Here is a 13,512-nt window from a genome sequence, read left to right on the forward strand (position 1 = left end):
GTCTACTTCGGACGAGGACGTGCCGTGACGTGGCCGTGCGAAAGTCAGCCGCTCACATCGAGATCGACGGCCGCGTCGAGAAGTTCCCTGGTGTAGTCGTGCTGGGGTGCGGAGAACAGCGTCGTCACGTCGGCGCTCTCGACGAGCTCGCCGCGGCGCATGACCGCGACCCGGTCGGCCACCTGGCGGACGACCCCGAGGTCGTGCGTGATGAAGAGCATCGAGAGCGAACGCGCCTCGCGCACGCTCACCAGCAGCTGCAGCACCTGGGCCTGGACGGAGACGTCGAGCGCCGACACCGCCTCGTCGCAGATGAGCAACCGTGGGCGCAGCGCCAGCGCGCGGGCGATGCTCACTCGCTGGCACTGCCCGCCGGATAACGCCGTCGGACGTTTCTCCGCGACGTCGGGATCGAGGCCGACCTGGGCGAGCAGATCGACCACGGCCTCACGTCGTCGCCGGGCGTCCTTGCGCACACCGTCGGGTGCCGCGTCGGGATGTGCCTCCCAGGCCTCGCTGATCGACGCCGCCGCCGACATGCGCGGGTTCAACGCGGAGCGGGGGTCCTGGAAGATCATCGCGATGTTCCTGCGCGCCCGCCGGTCCCGCTGGTTCGTCAGCGACGTTGCGTCGAACTCGATGCCGCCCGCCGCCGGAGCGACGAGGCCCACGACCGCGCGGGCGATCGTGGACTTCCCGGATCCCGACTCGCCCACGAGCGCGACGGTCTCGTGCGGCGCGACGCCGAGGCTCACGGAGTCGACGGCCGTGATCGACGACCGTCGCCCGAAGCCACTGGCGCGCGGCCCGGGATAGGTCACCGTGAGATCGGTGATCCGCAGACCGGCCGACGCCGTCATGACAGTTCCTCCGCGAAGTGACAGGCACTGAGGCGTCCCGGCGCGATCTCCCGCAACGCGGGCACCTCCGTGCGGCAGCGGTCCTCCGCGCGCGGGCAGCGCGGGTTGAACGGGCAGCCGGGCGGCCGGTCGAACGGGTTGGCCGGGCTGCCCGGCAGCGGGTCGGCGATCGCCGAGCCGACCCGCACGGAGGGAACGCTGCGCACCAGCGCGCCGGTGTAGGGATGGAGCGGCGTGCGCAGCACCGTTCTCGCCGCACCGCGTTCGCAGACCCGGCCCGCGTACATCACGACGAGGTCGTCGGCGACGTGTGACATCACCCGCAGGTCGTGGCTGACCAGCAGCATGGACAGGTTGTCCTCGTCGCGCAGACGGCCGAGCAGGTCGAGGATCCTGGCCTGCACGGTGACGTCCAGTGCGGTCGTCGGTTCGTCGGCCAGGATGAACCTCGGCTCGCCCGCGAGCGCCAGTGCGATCATCGCGCGTTGCCGCATCCCGCCGGAGAACTCGTGCGGGTAGGCGCCGACGCGGTGCGCCGCATCGGGAATCCCGACGTGCTCGAGCAGTTCCACGGCGCGCTCCCGCGCCTGGGCGCGGGACACACCCCGGCCCCACAGGATCTCGCCGACCTGGTCACCGATGGTCATGGTGGGGTTGAGCGCGGTCGACGGATCCTGGAACACGACCGAGATCTCCGCGCCCCGGACCTGCCGGATCCGCGCCCGCCCGGCCGTGAGCAGGTTCTCCTCACCCAGGAGCACCTGCCCGCTCACCACCGCGGTGTCGGGGACCAGACCGACCAGCGCCATCGCCGTGAGCGACTTCCCGCTGCCGGACTCGCCGATCAGGCCGGTCGTGCGCCCCTCGGCCATGTCGAAGGAGACACCGTCGACGACCTCGGCCATGCCCCGCGGCCCGGGCAGTGCGATCGTCAGCTCTCTGACCCGGAGGGACCCGGCGGACGCCCGCCGGGACCCCTCCGGCGCCTGGTCCGAGATCACCGCCGTGCCGGCCGGTGCGGGGCGCTTGTCACTCATCGATCGACACCGTGTCGAAGCGCGGCAGTCCCTCACCATCGGGTTCGAAGCCGGACACCGCCGACGAGGTGGCGTACAGGTTCTTGACGAACATCGGGTACATGCCGACGGCCTCGTTCCAGATCAGCTCGGTCGCGTCGGCGTAGGCCGCCTCCCGCTCGGCGGGATCGACGGCGGTCCCGGCGCGCTGCAGCATCTCGTCCAGCTCCGGGTTGCAGTACCCGGTCCGCTCCGCCTCGCAGGTGTAGAGCCTGCCGAGGTTGTACGAGGCGTCCAGGCCCAGCGTGCCGACCTGCTGGATGTTGATGTCCCACTTCAGGGCCAGCAGGTCCTCGGTGTAGACGGCCTGTTCCTTCTCCAGCGCCTCGGCCTTGACCCCGATGGCGGCGAGATCGGACACGACCGAGTCCACCCACTGCCGGAACTGCGCCTGCGAGTAGTGGAAGCGCAACGTCGTGTCGAAGTCGAATCCCGCGTCCTCGAGCGCCTTCTTCGCCGCGTCGGGGTCGTAGGACACGGGTTCCTGCGGTGCGTAGCCGAACACCGTGGGCCCGACGACCGAGTCGGCGGGTTCACCGCTCTCCGGGAAGAGCGCCGTGATCTTCTTGTCGAAGTCGACCGCCTGCCACAGCGCCCGCCGCACCTCGGCCGTGCCCAGCGCGGGTGTCGAGGCGTTCATCCACATGGTGATGACCGCCGAACCGCTCGCGGACACGATCTGGACCTCGGGGTTGCTCGTCAACTGCGTCAGCTGGTCGTCGGAGATGCCCCACACCGCGTCGAGTTCGCCGGTCTCCAGTGCCGTGACCCGTGCGGCGACCTCGGGGATAGACCGGATGGTGAGCCGGTCGAGCTTCGGTTTGTCGCCCCAGTACCGGTCGTTGGGGACCATGACGAGGTCTCCGCCGGGCGTGAACGACTCCACCTTGAACGGCCCGGACGTGACCGGCGTGCCGAGGTAGCTGTCCTCGGCGGCGTCGGCCGGCGTGATCATGACCCCGGTCAGCTTGGCGGGCAGCGCCGGGTCGGGGGTCTCCGCGGTGAACGTCACCGAGTCGTCGGCCGCCTCGACGCCGATGCCGACGAAGTTCGCCGAGAACGGGCTGTCCGAGGCCACCGTGCGCTCGAACGACGCGGCCACGTCCTGGCCCGTGATCGGAGAGCCGTCGGAGAAGGTGATCCCCTCACGCAATGGGAACGTGAATTCCGTCGCGGAGTCGTTGATCTCCCAGTTCTGCGCGGCGTTGGGCTCGAACTCGCCGGGGCCGATCGTGTCCAGCAACGGGCTGTACAACTGCATCGCCGCGACGCGGGTGCCGCCGTCGATGGCCAGCGGCCCGTTCGGGTCGATGGACTCGGTGGGGAACGCACTGGCGACGGCCATCTCCCCTCCGCTGCCGTCCCCCGCGGAATCGGCGCCACATGCCGTGGTCGCCACCAGCCCCAGGACCATGGTCGCCGCGAACGCGGCGTGCCGTCGAGATCTCATTGCATCGCTCCTCACTGAGCCGTGCTCGGCTGATGTAGACGTGGTGCGGCGTGCCCGCGATCGGTCGGTTCGTCATTGCCTGCGACCGAAATGGCGGGTGAGCCGGTCCCCGGTGAAGCCGACGCAGATCACGAGCACCGCGAGGGCTATGCCGGGAATGGCGGAGATCCACCAGGCGCTGGCGAGATACTCCTTGCCGGAGGCGATCGTCTGTCCCCAGGACACGGACGCCGCCGGGAGGCCGAGTCCGAGGAAGCTCAGGGCGGCCTCGGCCAGAATGGCGCCCGCGAACTCGATGGTCGCCAGTGCCAGCGTCGGCCCGGCGATGAACGGCAGGATGTGCCGCGTGACGACGCGTCGGCGCCGGATCCCCATCACCGTCGCCGACTTGACCCACTCGCGTTCCCGCAGCGACATGGTCATCGAACGCGAGAGGCGGGCGAAGCCGATCCAGTTGGTGACGCTGAGCGCGATGACCACGATCGCCAGACTCCGGTCGAACACCCCGGCGATGACGATGGCGAGCAGGATGCCGGGAAACGCGAGCAACACGTCGATGACCCGCGACACCACCACATCGGTCGTGCCGCGCAGATAACCGGCCGCGGAGCCGACCGCGATGCCGACCAGGCCGCTGAAGAGCACGACGAGCGCACCGATGATCACCGATGTCCTTGCTCCATAGAGGACCTGGCCGAAGAGGTCCCTGCCGAGCGCGTCGGTGCCGAACAGGGCCGTGCTGCCGTCGGTGAGCACCGAGCCGGGGGAGAGGAGGCGGTCGTCGAGGTCGCCCTCCACCGGGGTGTAGTCGACGACCAGCGGACCGAACAACCCGGCCACGACGTACAGGCCGAACACCACGATCGGGATGGCCCCGAGGACTCGCCGCAGTGTGCCCCGTCCGGTCCGCACCGGCAGTGCGGTGTCGTGCACCAGCCCCATCGCCGTCATGACGTGACCCCCGCCCGAATTCGTGGATCCAGCCGGGCGTTGACGAGGTCCGCGAGCAGGTTCATCGTCACCACGATGATGGCGATCAGCACCGTGGCGCCCTGGACGATGGCGTAGTCGCGGTTGCCGACCGCGCTGACCAGCAACGACCCGACGCCTTCCCACGCGAAGACCTGCTCGACGATCACGGCGCCGCCCATCAGGGTGCCGATGTGCAGCGACACCATCGTCACGACCGGGATCACCGAGTTGCGCACGGCGTGGCGTGTCAGCACCGCGCGCTCGGACAGGCCTTTCGACCGTGCCGTCTGGATGTAGGGCTCGGACGTGACCTCGGCGACGCTGCTGCGGGTGATCCGCGCGACCAGTGCGGTGAACGGGATCGCGAGGGTGACCGCGGGCAGCACGAGGTGCTCCAGGTCGCCCGAGCCCGCACTCGGCAGCAGCCGCAGGGTCAGCGCCATGAGCAGGATCAGCATGATGCCCGACCAGAACGGCGGAATGGCCTGCATCACCAGCGTGCAGCCGGAGATCACGCGGTCGGTGAGCCGTCCCGGCGAGCGGCCGGCCAGCACGCCCAGGAGCAGGCCGACCGTCAGCGCCAGCACCGTCGCGCTCAGCGCGAGCACGACCGTGGCGGGGAACCGGTCGAGGATCACCGTCATCGCCGAGTCGTGGAACCGGTAGGACTCACCGAAGTCACCGGTGACCGCTGAGCCGAGGTAGTCCAGGTACTGCAGGAACACCGGCCGGTCGAGACCGAGCTCCGTGCGCAGCGCCGCCACGTCGGCGGCAGTGGCCTCCGGTCCCAGTTGGACGGTGGCCTGATCCCCCGGCGCGATACGGAGGATCACGAAGGTGAGACTGAGCGCGCCCCACACGGTGAACACCATGAGGCCGAGGCGACGCGCGAGTTGGGGCAGCACCAGGCCGTCCTCCTCTCGATCGCGGTGAACCCGAAGCGACGTCGCTTCCGGGTCAGCCCTTCAGGGCGAGGTGAACCAGGACGGTCGCGGGTTCCTGTTCGGTCGCACCGGTGATGGCCAGCCGCAGCCAGCCGCCGAAGTTCGCGAGGTCGATGGCGGTGATCTCCTCCTGCTCCAGCAACTTCCGGGGCTCTCCCCGGTCGACCCAGTGCAGTCCGTCCGGGGAGATCTGGGCCTGGATGGACAGTGCCGGGTGCGTTCCCTCGACCTGGACGAAGAAGACCGCCTCGCCGGCCCAGCCCGCTTCGAACGGGTGCGTGGAGTGCGCCGCTGTGATCGGGAGCCGGCGTTCGATTACCGAGGTAGCAAATGTGAGCACGGAAACGAGTCCCTCTCGGATGGCGTGGACAGTGGCGGACGGACTCACTCCGTCGAGTACACGACGGAGTCGAGGAAGAGGTTCACGCTTCGGTTCGTGTCCGTCTCGACGAAGAAGATGGGGTTGATCAGGTTGTTGATGCTCTTGTACGGCTCGGACATCGTCGGCGACAGGCCGCGCAGGTCGAAGGTCTTGTCCATGCTCTGCAACTCGACGTACTCGCGCCGCTGGTAGTCGATCAGCAGCCGGAAGTACAACCAGTTGATCTTGTCGGGGCTCTCGTTGTAGAGCAGGTCCTGGGCGCCGTCGGGCACCCACTGGAAGGCATCCGCGGAGCCGTCGGGAAAGCGGCGCCCGTACCAGAGGTTGTCGATCCCTGGCCGCTGCCAGCCGTCCTCGCGGCCGTAGCACCACTCCTTCTTCGTGACCCCGTCCGCGACCTTCCAGTACTGCCACTTCTTGGTGAGCTCGCCGTTGACCGAGTTCACGTAGCGCACACCCGGCATCCAGCGGTACTCGGGATCCTGCAGGTCGAAGTAGAACCCGAACGCGCGCATGTCCTCTTCGCCGAACCCCAGCCGGTCCTGTTGCGGCGTGTAGGCGTACCACGCCTCCATCTGCACGTAGCGCAGGTTGGGGTCGAAGTTGGAGAGCCGCTTGAGGACGACGCCCATGCTGCCGTTCGCCGGCTTCTCCTCGTAGCGGTTGGCGACCGGCTTGGTGTTGAGCTTGAGCGAGTACGTCCCTTCCATCGATCCGTGCGTGGCGGCGAACCGCATCGGCGCGGCACTGATCATGCTCGGCGCCCAGCTCGCCAGGTCCACTTCGGACGGATGGTGCCGGTAGTCGGCGTTCACGAAGTTCGGCGTCAGGTCCAGCCAGCCGTTGAATCCGAGATCGAAGTCGTCGTAGGTCACGACGTTGCGTAGTGGGTTGAACTTCTCCAGGCCGCGCTCATAGGAAATGACGCGTTGCATCGTGCCTCCGTCGGGGTGGTGATTGCCTGTTCGGACTAACCGGGAATCTCTGCCACGGAGTCGCCGGGTACCTGGGTGCAGTCCAGGTACACCTGTCGCGGACTCGTGTTGTCGTCGATCAGCTCGAGCAGAGTCCGCACGGCGTCGCGGCCCATCTGCTCGCGGGGGATGGTGAACCTGGTCCAGTCGCGGGCGCTCGCCTCGCGCAGCTCCGGGTCGCCGAGCACGGCGACCGAGAGGTCGTCCGGGATCCGCACCCCGGCCTCGGCGGCCGCGCGCTCCAGCGCGACGATCGCGCTGTCGTCGTCGGTGGGCTCCACCAGCACCGCGGTGGTCCCCGCCGCGAGCCACTCCCGAAGCTGAACCGCGGTGAGGGCGGCCCATTCCGTCATAGCGAGGACGCGGACCTGGTCCTCCGGGATCCCGGACTCCGCGAGGCCCTGCCAGAGACCGACTTCGCGATCGTGGGTCCACTCCCTGTCGTCGGTCACCTTCAGGTAGGCGATGCGCCGGTGCCCGAGCCGGATCAGGCGCCGCACCACGTCGCTCGTGGCCCCCACGTAGTCGGCCGCGACGTACGACAGCTCCACGCCCGGCACCTCGCGTCGCCCGACGAACACGAACGGGAAATCCTCTGTGGCCAGCTCGACCAGGTCGTCGCGATGCAGGTGCCTGCCGAGCAGTACGCATCCGTCGGCGACCTTCAACCTGTTGACCCCGCCGGCGTATATCCGCCGGTCGCCACCCGCGCCCGCCGAGCTGAACAGCAACAGGTCGTACGCGTACGCGGCGGTCGCCTCTTCCACTCCGAGCAGGAACGGAAAGTAGAAGTCACGCTGGTCGACCGGAAAGACGGGTTCGAATGTGTACAGCCCGAGCATGCGGTTGCGGCCGCTCTTGAGGCTGCGCGCCACGGCGTTGACCGTGTAGCCGAGCTCCTCGGCGGCGCGGAGCACCGCCTCCCGGGTGCTCTCCGCCACCTGGTCGCCCAAGGCGCCACCACTGACGACCAGCGAGACCGTCGCCTGGGACACGCCGGCGCGACGGGCTACGTCGACTTGCGTGGGTGATCGTCGTTGACCTGCCATCGGCGTCCTTAATACGTATCGATCGCTGGTGTGGCGGAAGATTACGGACACGCGTCACCTGCCGTCAAGAGCCTCTTGGCAGCCTCGCGGACGTCGAGCGGGGGGAGGTCGCGGGTGGGAACGCGGCGGCCGTTGTGCCCGCGCCCGCGGGCGAGGAAACAGCCGAACAGACTTGGTGACGGAGGTGTTCCCGTCACATCATCGCGATGTGCGCTCAAGCATTGTTCGCTACCATTCGACGGACGAAACGTTCCATTTCCTGGGTGGTCCGCTCGAAATACTCGTCGTCCGGGTTTCCGGGTTGACGAGGTTCGGTACTCCGCGGGTTGAAGAACCCGTGCCGCTGGTCGTCGTACAGAACGAGCTCGGCCTGCCCGCCGCTGCGATTGACCTTCTCGACGAATTCCACCGAGCTCTGGTGATGCACGGCGGAATCCGCTGTGCCATGTAGGACCAGCGTCGGCGGGGTGTTCTCGTCGACGTGCTGCAGCGGCGAGTAACGCAGGGCATGATCGTCGTCGTTGAAATGATTCCTGCCGAATCCCACGGGGAATTCTCCGGCGGTGTTGGTGACGGGATTCAACAGGACGAGCGCCGCGGGCCGATGGTCCGGATTCGTGTTCGGCAGCTTGAGCACGGCTGTCGCCAGCGCCAGCTGACCGCCCGCCGACCCACCGATGGCGACGATGCGCGACGGGTCGCACCCCAGCTCGGGAGATCGCTCGACGACCGCGTTCATGGCTGCCACCGCGTCCTCGTTCGCCGCCACGGGGCCCTCCGTGCGGTACTCGACCAAGACGGTGAGCACGCCCAGCGCGTTGAGGCGAGCGGCCTGCGGCTCGAACTGCGTCCAGTGCCCCTTCACCCAGCCGCCACCGTGGTAGAAGACGGCCGCCGGCGCCGGCGAGCCGGCCGCTTCCCACGGTGGCGATACGCGCAGGAGCAGCGTCCGGTTCCCGATGGTCCGGTAGGGGATCTCGCGCATGACCGATCATGCTCGACCTCGTCGCGCCGGTCGGTCAAGCGAGCCCCGATCGTCCACACTCACCTCGGGCTCCGAAGGACCGGCACCGTTCGCCCTGTGGTCCGCCGCGGGCCCCGGCGTGGATGATGGGCCGTATGAGCTTTGATCTCGTGGTGCTGGCGGCGGACGCGGTGGCCGACGACGCCGCGGTCCGGGAGATGGCCGGTCGATGCCGGGCCGCCGACCACATCGACGGCGAGCTGGACGAGCGGGTCGTCGGGTTCTACGAGCGGCTGCGTGGCCGCTTCCCCGACCACGGCGCGGGCGGCCCGGACTCGCCGTGGATGTCGACGCCGCTGGCGGTCGGGATCGACCACGTGTTCCTGACCATGAGCTTCTCCGAGCGCAGCTCGCCGGCGATCGAGACGGTGTTCGCACTGGCCACGGAGTTCGGTCTCGTGGTGTTCGACCCGCAGTCCGACGATGTGGTGCGGCCGTGAGCCGCCGACGACGGTCGATGTCTGAGGGAGCATGATGAGGTTCGGGATACTGGGCCCGCTGACGGTGTGGCGGGACGACGGGCAGCTGCTCGAGCTCGGCACTCCCAAGGCGCGCGTGCTGTTGGCGGTGCTGCTGTGCCGGGCGGGCCACCTCGCGTCGGAGGATCAGCTGGCTTCCGCGCTGTGGGGCGACACCCCGCCGAAGAGCGCCACCAAGAACGTCCAGACCTACGTGCACCGGCTCCGGCGGCAGCTGGGCGATCCGGCTCGCGTGGTGCGGCAGGGCACCGGCTATCTGGTGCCGGTGGAGCGGAACGAGCTCGACGCGGCCACCTTCGAACACCTGGCCGACGCGGGGCGGGCGGCCGAGACCGCTGGTGCGCCGGAGGAGGCATCCCGTCGCCTGCACGAGGCGCTGGCGCTCTGGCGCGGGCCCGCGTTCGGCGATCTGACCGACGTGCCGATGCTGGCCGCGGAGGCAGTGCGGCTGGACGAGGTCCGCCTGTCCGCTCTGCAGTCGCGGATCGCCGTGGATCTGGTGCTGGGCCGGCATACCGAGCTGCTGGGCGAGCTGACCGCGCTCACCCGCGAACATCCCCTGCGAGAGCGGCTTCGCGCACAGCTGATGCTGGCGCTGTACCGCTGCGGCCGCCGGGCGGACGCGCTCGCCGAGTACACGCGTGCCCGCGAGACCCTGATCGAGGAGACCGGTCTGGACCCTTCCGGCGAGCTGCACGACCTGCAGGAACGAATCCTCGCCCAGGACCCCTCCCTCGACCTCTCTTCCCGTGTCGCCACGACGCTCACGAACGCGCCCGCGGTTCCGGCTCCCGCTGAGCTGCCGCCGGACATCGCGGACTTCACGGGCAGGGACGACGAGGTGGACGGCCTCACCGAGGTCCTCACCACGCCGCGGCCAGGGGCCGTCGCGATGGCCGGCATCGCAGGTCTGGGCGGCCTGGGCAAGACCACGCTCGCCGTGCACGTCGCGCACCGGGTCGCGGGTCACTTCCAGGACGGGCAGCTCTACGCGGACCTGCGCGGCGCCTCCGCCGACCCGGCCCGCCCTGAGGACGTGCTCAGCCGGTTCCTGTTCGCGCTGGGTATCAGCGCCGCCGCGATTCCCGACCAGCTGGACGAACGCGTCGCGTTGTTCCGGAGCTGCCTCGCGAGCCGCAGGGTCCTCGTGCTGCTCGACAACGTGGCGGGGGAGGAGCAGGTGCGGCCGCTCCTGCCCGGAGGCCCCGGAACGGCCGTGCTGCTCACCGGACGGGTGCGACTGGTCGGCATCGAGGGCGCCAGCCTGCTGGAACTCGACGTCCTGCCGTCGGCCAAGGCGATCGAACTGCTGAGCGCCATCGTCGGCGAGGATCGCATCCAGGACGACCCGGATGCGGCGCGGGAGATCACCCGGCTGTGCGGCCGCGTCCCCCTGGCGGTGCGCATCTCGGCGGCGAGGCTCCTCAGCAGACGGCAGTGGACGCTGTCCCGTCTCGCCGAGGTCCTCGGGGAGGAACGGCACCGGCTGGACGAGCTCGTCGCGGGTGACCTCGACGTCCGCGCGGGATTCGAGCTGAGCTACCGGATGCTGCCGGGTGGCGCGCAGCGAGCCTTCCGGCTGGCCGGGCTGCTCGACGCACCGGACTTCGCGTCGTGGGCGGTGGCGGCCCTGCTGGACGTCCCGGTGCGGGAGGCCGAGCACGAGATCGAAACCCTGGTCGACGCGCATCTGCTGAACCTCACCCGGACCGACGAGACGGGAGCCCTCCGGTACCGGTTCCACGATCTGATCCGGTTGTACGCGCGCGAACGGTCGCGGCGTGAGGACGCCGACGCCGAGCGCCGGGCCGCGCTCGCGCGGGCACTGGGCGCGTGGCTGGCGCTGGCGGAGTCCGCGGCCGAGCACGTTCCCGGTCCCTGCTACGCGCCCATGCACAGCGGGGCGTCGCGCTGGCGGCTGCCCGCGGCGGCCTCCGGCCGGCTGCTGGCCGATCCGATGGCCTGGTTCGGCGCCGAACACGCCGCACTGATGGCGGGTGTCGCGCAGGCCTGCGAGGCGGGCATGACCCAGCTCGCGTGGGACCTCGCGGGATCCACCGAGACCTATCTCAACGTGCGCGGCCTGTACGACGGCTGGCAACGCATGCACGAGCAGGCGCTCGCGCTCTGCCGGGAGACCGGCGACACCCGCGGCGAGGCCGTGTTGATGCGAGGCCTGCTGGAGGTCACGACGTGGCGCTCGCCGGCGGGCCCCGGCCCGGCGATGGCCCAGTTGCGGGCGGGCGCGTCCCAGCTGCTCGACCTGTTCACCCAGCTCGACGACCCGGTCGGCAGGGCCGACGCACTGGCCACCGTGGCGTGGGGCATGACCGCCGACGGCGACGGTGCGGCCGCGCTCGCGCTGGCCGAGCGCGCCCTGCGCACGGCCGTGGACGCCGGCTACCTCGGCGGACAGGCGCGGGCCTATCACGTGATGGCGATCGTCCACGGCGAGGACGACCCTCACGGAGCGGTCGAGGTCCTGGAGCGGGCCACGCCGGTCGTCGAGGCGCTCGGCAATGCCCACTACACGGCGACGATCACCCAGTTCCTCGGTGCGGCGAAAACGTTCTGCGGCGATGTCGCGGCGGGCCAGGAACTGCTGGAACGGTCCCTGGCGATGGCACGGCGGTTGAACGACCGCTACCTGGAGACGTTCTCGCTGCTCTACCTCTCGAAGCTGTTCGTCGCGGTCGGGGACGAGCGCGCGAGGGCGACCGTCGAGCTGACGCTGACCCACAGCGAGAACGGCAACTTCGGCCATCACCTCGCCGACGCACTCGGTGTGCTCGGCCGGTTGCACCTGGCCGAGGGAGACGCGCGGGCCGCCGTCGCCGCTCTCGAACGGTCGGTGCGGATGTGGCGGACCCGCGGCTGGATTCCCTACCTCGCCCGCACGCTGCGCTCCCTCGGTGACGCCCTCGACGCCGCGGGCGACCCGCCGAGAGCTCGCGCCGTGTGGGACGAGTCCCGCGAGCTGTTCCGCGGGATCTCGGACGAGGACGGCACGAGAACCCTGGACGCCCGGCTGGCGTGAGTTCTCGCCGGACGGCACGGTCAGCGGTTCCGAGGAGAGGGCGGGCACTCCCGCGCGGTCTCGCGCACGCGGGTCGTCGCCAGCGCGAGCAGGCCCGTCCTCTCGTCGACGCGGACGACGAGATCCTCGGCCCGTGACCGGGTGTGCGCCGCCCTGAGGCGCACACCGGGCCTGTCGGGGATGGTCATACGACCGCCTCCTCGCCGGCGAGCTCGGCGAAGACCCTGTTGGAGAGGTCGCGCAGCCGCGACTCCCCGGTCAGGCTCACGCCGAGGCGATTGCAGGTCAGCCGGGCACACCGGTCGAGGACGTCCCGCGGGGCGTCGGGCGCCTCGATCCGGCCGGCCAGTGTCGTGGCGGACGCCGCGAGGGCACCGGCCAATTCGGACGGTTCCGATGGCGGATTCGCGGCCAGCGCTCGCATCCGTGCCGAGATGGCGAGCAGGGTGTCCCGCCGGTTTTCGTACCGGGCCGCAGCCGCGGCCTCTCCGCCGGGCGTCCACATCACCGACGCGGACTGCGGCCGGCCGGTGCCGTGCGAGGCGATCCACCGGTTCACGGCGAGCGCGGCGAACGCCGCCGCGCCGCGTTGCTCGTTCGAGGGCCGGGTCTCCAGGAACCGCCGCACCGCCGCGCTGCACCGGACGAAGTGGTCCTCGGCGGCGCGCAGGGACGCGCCCGTACCGTACTTGTGGGTCTCCGGCCGGTACGGGCTGAACGCGAAGGAGTTGTTGGGGCGGCGGCGAAGCTCGTAGGACCGCACCTGTTCGCGGGTCGCCTTCGAGGGCGCGTAGCGGTCGTAGTCCGCCTGGCTCCCGCGGGCCGGTGCGGGGGCGCGACGCAGGAAGTCCACGATGGCCCCGGACACGATCCGCCGGACGTCGTCCGTGTGGAGCCGAGTGGCGAGCACCCGGATGCGAACGTGTGGTCCGCCGTTCCAGTACCGCAGGAAGAACAGTTCCGCCCCGGCGGCCACCTCGTCGAGCCGGCTCTGCACCGTGGCCAGCAGATCGGTGATGACGAGGTCGAGCTCGCCGTCGTAGAAGACGTGGGCGCTGACCCACGATCGCGTAGCGGCCACCCGCACGGCCCCCTTCCGCACTCGCCCCGCCTCCGACCAGCGGGCCGACGAACACCGTAGGGACCGCCGGAATATCTCTGGTACACGCTTCGTGCACGCGCCCGGTGCGTGACCGCTGGAACCCCGCGATCTCGGCCAGCGGCCGTATTCCCGGCGAATACCAGGCGTGTAGTCGCTGTGGCTA

At 70.1% G+C, this 13,512-nt stretch carries 13 protein-coding genes; 2 read left to right on the top strand and 11 right to left on the bottom strand.

Features of this window, described 5'->3' with window-relative positions:
- Positions 1-44 precede the first annotated feature (44 nt).
- The 9 genes from JHE00_RS24575 to JHE00_RS24615 all read right to left on the bottom strand — a co-directional run bounded on the left by JHE00_RS24575 (position 45) and on the right by JHE00_RS24615 (position 8,692).
- A complete protein-coding gene (locus JHE00_RS24575; RefSeq protein WP_200322212.1) occupies positions 45-860 on the bottom strand; it encodes an ATP-binding cassette domain-containing protein in 816 nt (271 codons plus the stop codon).
- Complete coding sequence (locus JHE00_RS24580) at positions 857-1,897, bottom strand: ABC transporter ATP-binding protein (protein WP_230424921.1); 1,041 nt, start codon at positions 1,895-1,897, stop codon at positions 857-859. The genes JHE00_RS24575 and JHE00_RS24580 overlap by 4 nt, the downstream gene beginning before the upstream one ends.
- Positions 1,890-3,386 carry an ABC transporter substrate-binding protein gene (locus tag JHE00_RS24585; RefSeq protein ID WP_200322214.1) on the bottom strand — a complete coding sequence of 499 codons (1,497 nt, stop codon included), beginning with the start codon at positions 3,384-3,386 and terminating at the stop codon, positions 1,890-1,892. Before JHE00_RS24585 ends, JHE00_RS24580 begins: the two co-directional genes overlap by 8 nt.
- Before the next feature lie 72 nt (positions 3,387-3,458).
- Positions 3,459-4,337, bottom strand: coding sequence for an ABC transporter permease (locus tag JHE00_RS24590; protein ID WP_200322216.1), 879 nt, complete (start codon positions 4,335-4,337; stop codon positions 3,459-3,461).
- On the bottom strand, positions 4,334-5,263 hold the full coding sequence (locus JHE00_RS24595) for an ABC transporter permease (protein ID WP_200322218.1): 930 nt from the start codon (positions 5,261-5,263) through the stop codon (positions 4,334-4,336). The genes JHE00_RS24590 and JHE00_RS24595 overlap by 4 nt, the downstream gene beginning before the upstream one ends.
- 52 nt (positions 5,264-5,315) lie before the next feature.
- Positions 5,316-5,642: a DUF6385 domain-containing protein gene (locus tag JHE00_RS35250; RefSeq protein WP_200322220.1), complete on the bottom strand. Its 327-nt coding sequence runs from the start codon at positions 5,640-5,642 to the stop codon at positions 5,316-5,318.
- 44 nt (positions 5,643-5,686) lie between these two features.
- Positions 5,687-6,619 carry a DUF6772 family protein gene (locus JHE00_RS24605; protein WP_200322222.1) on the bottom strand — a complete coding sequence of 311 codons (933 nt, stop codon included), beginning with the start codon at positions 6,617-6,619 and terminating at the stop codon, positions 5,687-5,689.
- Positions 6,620-6,654: 35 nt separating this feature from the next.
- On the bottom strand, positions 6,655-7,707 hold the full coding sequence (locus tag JHE00_RS24610; RefSeq protein WP_230424922.1) for a LacI family DNA-binding transcriptional regulator: 1,053 nt from the start codon (positions 7,705-7,707) through the stop codon (positions 6,655-6,657).
- A 214-nt stretch (positions 7,708-7,921) separates the two neighbouring features.
- The gene (locus JHE00_RS24615; protein WP_200322226.1) at positions 7,922-8,692 is read right to left on the bottom strand and encodes an alpha/beta hydrolase; all 771 of its coding nucleotides are present in this window, start codon (positions 8,690-8,692) and stop codon (positions 7,922-7,924) included.
- Between the two features lie 134 nt (positions 8,693-8,826).
- Between JHE00_RS24615 and JHE00_RS24620 the strand changes: the two genes are divergently transcribed.
- Both JHE00_RS24620 and JHE00_RS24625 read left to right on the top strand, forming a co-directional pair.
- Positions 8,827-9,171 (top strand): hypothetical protein, encoded by a 345-nt coding sequence (locus JHE00_RS24620; RefSeq protein WP_200322228.1) that lies wholly within the window; start codon positions 8,827-8,829, stop codon positions 9,169-9,171.
- A gap of 34 nt (positions 9,172-9,205) precedes the next feature.
- Positions 9,206-12,247: an AfsR/SARP family transcriptional regulator gene (locus tag JHE00_RS24625; RefSeq protein WP_200322230.1), complete on the top strand. Its 3,042-nt coding sequence runs from the start codon at positions 9,206-9,208 to the stop codon at positions 12,245-12,247.
- Positions 12,248-12,267: 20 nt separating this feature from the next.
- Here JHE00_RS24625 and JHE00_RS24630 read toward each other — a convergent pair whose 3' ends face one another.
- Together JHE00_RS24630 and JHE00_RS24635 are read right to left on the bottom strand one after the other, a co-directional pair.
- On the bottom strand, positions 12,268-12,435 hold the full coding sequence (locus tag JHE00_RS24630; protein ID WP_200322233.1) for a hypothetical protein: 168 nt from the start codon (positions 12,433-12,435) through the stop codon (positions 12,268-12,270).
- Complete coding sequence (locus JHE00_RS24635; protein ID WP_200322235.1) at positions 12,432-13,328, bottom strand: lantibiotic dehydratase C-terminal domain-containing protein; 897 nt, start codon at positions 13,326-13,328, stop codon at positions 12,432-12,434. The genes JHE00_RS24630 and JHE00_RS24635 overlap by 4 nt, the downstream gene beginning before the upstream one ends.
- Positions 13,329-13,512: the final 184 nt, after the last annotated feature.

Origin of the sequence: Prauserella cavernicola, from assembly GCF_016595675.1 — a bacterium.
GTDB classification, from domain to species: Bacteria; Actinomycetota; Actinomycetes; order Mycobacteriales; family Pseudonocardiaceae; genus Prauserella_A; species Prauserella_A cavernicola.

Bases quoted from the DNA above. Each gene is read 5' to 3' on its own strand.
- JHE00_RS24575 (WP_200322212.1), bottom strand. From the start codon at position 860: ATGACGGCGTCGGCCGGTCTGCGGATCACCGATCTCACGGTGACCTAT.
- JHE00_RS24580 (WP_230424921.1), bottom strand. From the start codon at position 1,897: ATGAGTGACAAGCGCCCCGCACCGGCCGGCACGGCGGTGATCTCGGAC.
- JHE00_RS24585 (WP_200322214.1), bottom strand. From the start codon at position 3,386: ATGAGATCTCGACGGCACGCCGCGTTCGCGGCGACCATGGTCCTGGGG.
- JHE00_RS24590 (WP_200322216.1), bottom strand. From the start codon at position 4,337: ATGACGGCGATGGGGCTGGTGCACGACACCGCACTGCCGGTGCGGACC.
- JHE00_RS24605 (WP_200322222.1), bottom strand. From the start codon at position 6,619: ATGCAACGCGTCATTTCCTATGAGCGCGGCCTGGAGAAGTTCAACCCA.
- JHE00_RS24610 (WP_230424922.1), bottom strand. From the start codon at position 7,707: ATGGCAGGTCAACGACGATCACCCACGCAAGTCGACGTAGCCCGTCGC.
- JHE00_RS24615 (WP_200322226.1), bottom strand. From the start codon at position 8,692: ATGCGCGAGATCCCCTACCGGACCATCGGGAACCGGACGCTGCTCCTG.
- JHE00_RS24620 (WP_200322228.1), top strand. From the start codon at position 8,827: ATGAGCTTTGATCTCGTGGTGCTGGCGGCGGACGCGGTGGCCGACGAC.
- JHE00_RS24625 (WP_200322230.1), top strand. From the start codon at position 9,206: ATGAGGTTCGGGATACTGGGCCCGCTGACGGTGTGGCGGGACGACGGG.
- JHE00_RS24630 (WP_200322233.1), bottom strand. From the start codon at position 12,435: ATGACCATCCCCGACAGGCCCGGTGTGCGCCTCAGGGCGGCGCACACC.